General features: G+C 64.6%; 2 protein-coding genes. Both read left to right on the top strand.

Going from position 1 to position 2,172, the window contains the following annotated elements:
• The coding region (locus AB0N17_RS46260; RefSeq protein WP_366017670.1) for a LysR substrate-binding domain-containing protein at window positions 1-958 on the top strand (958 nt) is incomplete at its 5' end.
• Window positions 959-1,199: 241 nt separating this feature from the next.
• Window positions 1,200-2,096, top strand: a complete 897-nt coding sequence (locus AB0N17_RS46255; protein ID WP_366017669.1) for a hypothetical protein — start codon at window positions 1,200-1,202, stop codon at window positions 2,094-2,096.
• Window positions 2,097-2,172 lie beyond the last annotated feature (76 nt).

The following is a 2,172-nucleotide window of genomic DNA, read 5'->3' as shown; positions in this document are numbered from 1 at the left end:
TCGAGTGCCACAAGGGAATCCGTTGGCGAAGCCACAGCACCTGCTCACGCTCAGGGCCGTCGTGCGCACCGGCTCGTTCGTCGTCGCAGCCCGCGAACTCGGTTACACCGCCTCTGCGATCTCGCAGCAGATCGCTGCCCTGGAGAAGGAGACGGGGCTAGTGCTGTTCGAGCGGGAGGCGCACGGCGTGCGGGCGACCGCAGCGGCCCACCGGCTCGTCGACCTCAGCGTCCCGGTGCTGGCCGCTCTGGACGACCTCGACCACCAAGTGCACCAGCTGGCCACCGGGGCCACTGGACGGCTGAGACTGGGCAGCTTCCCCACAGCCAGCGTCCGGCTCGTCCCTGCGGCACTGTCAGCCCTGACCGCCACCTACCCGCGGGCGCAGATCCACCTCGAGGAAGGCGAACCGAAGGAGCTCGTCACCGCGCTGAGCCAGGGCGACTTGGATGTTGCCCTGGTCTACGAGTACGGTCTCAGCCCGCAGCAATGGCCGGGCAGCCTTGCCTGCCATCACCTCGCACGCGAGGACCTCGTCCTACTCAGGGCACGCGGCAGCAGCCTCAGCACACGCCTGGCCGCACTGTGCCAAGCCCGCTGGATCACCAGCAGGCAGGGAACCGCCGGCGCTCTGTCCCTCACCCGGCTGTGCGCGGCGGCCGGATTCGAGGCCGACGTGGCCTTCCGCAGCAACAACTATGACGTCGTACGCCAGCTGGTGTCCGCCGATCTCGGTGTGGCGATCGTGCCAGGGCTCGGCCATACCCCGAGCGAATCGGTGGAGGCGACCCGGGTCGCACAGCACTCGGCGTTCCGCCGCGTCATGGCCCTGCACCGCAGCGCGAACAGCAACCCACTGCTCGCCACCGTGATCAGCTCTCTGTACGGTGCAGTACCGGGGGGAGAGCCGTTTGTCCACCCGGTGCAAGGCGACGACCTCGCCTACTTGCCTGTGTGAGCCGCGCATTCATCCCGCCGGGGAGCCGCCGTGAACTCCGCCGAGTTTCCGCGTCGAGCTCTTCCTCACCTTCTGCGGATGCGTAGCACCCTTGACGCGTTTGAACGGCCTCCGTCACAGTCGTGGTCGACAGCTGAGTCGACCACAACAGGGGACGCCCGCTGTCGCAGTCCCCACTGTTTCCTGCCAACAATCGGGAGAGTCCGTGAGGGCCAGCTTCACGTTACAACCAAGATCGCGTGTGCCGCTCGTGGTGATCGCTGCGTTAGCCACGCTAATGATCACATTCGCGACTGGCGGCGCCCCAAAGGCACAGGCCAATGCCAATGCTGTGGCCCCCTGCGTCGCCAGAACAGTGCCAGATTCCAAAGCCATCGAGACCTACACAGCCAAGCTTCGTGCATCCGGGAGCACACGAACCCAGATCGACAAGGCGTTGGCCACGAAATTCGGCCTGAAGAAGGCAGCGACCAAGACGGTGGTCTCGCCGAATTCGAACGCGTACCCGTCTGATCTCCAGGAGTGGCTGTCCATCTACACAGCCGGAGGCAACGGCTGCGGAACGCCCTACGGCTACGCCCAGTTCAACTGGCACTTCACCAACGGTGTCAACGGACGCGTGACCAACGAGTGCAACTCGGCGAGCCAGGGCTGGAACAGCTGCCACGATGCCGAAGACATAGCCGCGATCACGATCAGCGACAACAACGGCGGGGGCGTGTACACCTTCAGCAGGTACGCGACGTCCTACGGATACATCATGGACAGCAACTTCCACTGGAACAACACCTACGGAAACCCCGAGCCATGGTACTTCTCGGCCGGCTCAGCCAGCAACAACGGAGTCTCCTTCCCTATGTACACGTTCGACCACTGGGTCGACGGCAGCGAGCACAACCCCTGGGGATCGGACTTCAGCAACGCAAACGGCAACATGGGAATCGCCTTCAAGCTCCTCAACGGCGACTCCTGCAAAAACGTCACAGCGTACGGCCACTACGACCACTCCTGGAACCAGACCTCCATCAACAGCGTGTCCGTAGGCCCCTGGTCGATCGGAGTCGGATGGTCGTCGAGCAACAACCACTGGGGAACCACCGTCGACACCCTTGGGCAGCAGTACTGGCTCTGCCTTTGACTTCCGCTCCCCGACCTTGACCTCCGCCTGACCGGCCCCGGTGTGACCTGCCTCCGTGCGACGGCCCGGTTCTACA

This window comes from Streptomyces sp. NPDC051133 (assembly GCF_040682635.1).
Classification (GTDB): Bacteria; Actinomycetota; Actinomycetes; order Streptomycetales; family Streptomycetaceae; genus Streptomyces.
Note: the sequence above shows the minus strand (reverse complement) of the source record. Positions and strands in the feature narration are given on the sequence as shown.